The following is a 574-nucleotide window of genomic DNA, read 5'->3' as shown; positions in this document are numbered from 1 at the left end:
GCGGTTGCTGCCAGCAAACAAAGAGACTGCTTCTTCAATTCAACCCCCGTTCTTTTGATGCGTTTTTTGGTCCTAATTCGGATCTGTTTGTGTTGCGTTGAGTTGGAATCGCTTGCTGTTTGGGTTTTTGGGCGGACCTCCTTTGGTGGTCGTGAATGGCCTTTTTGATATTTCTGCGATGGATGATGCGAGGGACCGCAAGCGGTCGATGCACGGCGCGTCGTGTGGCGGATATAGGCGTGGATGCGCGGTCGCGCGAGGCGGCATTCGCGGCGATGACGGCGCAAGGCGGCAGAGGAACCGCTGCGTCAGCGCAAAGGAAAGCGACGCGCCGGCCCCCGTTGCCCGCGCGCCGAGTGGAATCGGTGTGTCTCATATTCTGATCAGTACACGGCTTCGCCGGCCGTGTGCCCCTCGTCGGTTGATCTTGTTGTTCGGTCGTTTTGGTACTGCTTTTGGGTGATCTCGAGGAAAGGTATCGGCAGACTTTTCGCGTTCTTTAGCGGAATCGTCGAATGATTTTTCTAGGGAAACGCTGATCAATGGACCAACTTCCGAAGTTGCAGGCGAGATG

The 574-nt window shown here is 55.7% G+C and carries 1 protein-coding gene; it reads right to left on the bottom strand.

Going from position 1 to position 574, the window contains the following annotated elements; all coding sequences use genetic code 11:
- Nucleotides 1–372: 372 nt before the first annotated feature.
- Nucleotides 373–574, bottom strand: a 202-nt coding sequence (locus tag ACSHSS_RS30295; protein WP_445545978.1) for a hypothetical protein, incomplete at its 5' end; no start/stop codon positions are given.

It is taken from the genome of Burkholderia sp. BC1 (assembly GCF_052683555.1).
The sequence above is the reverse complement of the archived record's forward strand: the minus strand, read 5'-3'. Positions and strand labels throughout refer to the sequence as shown.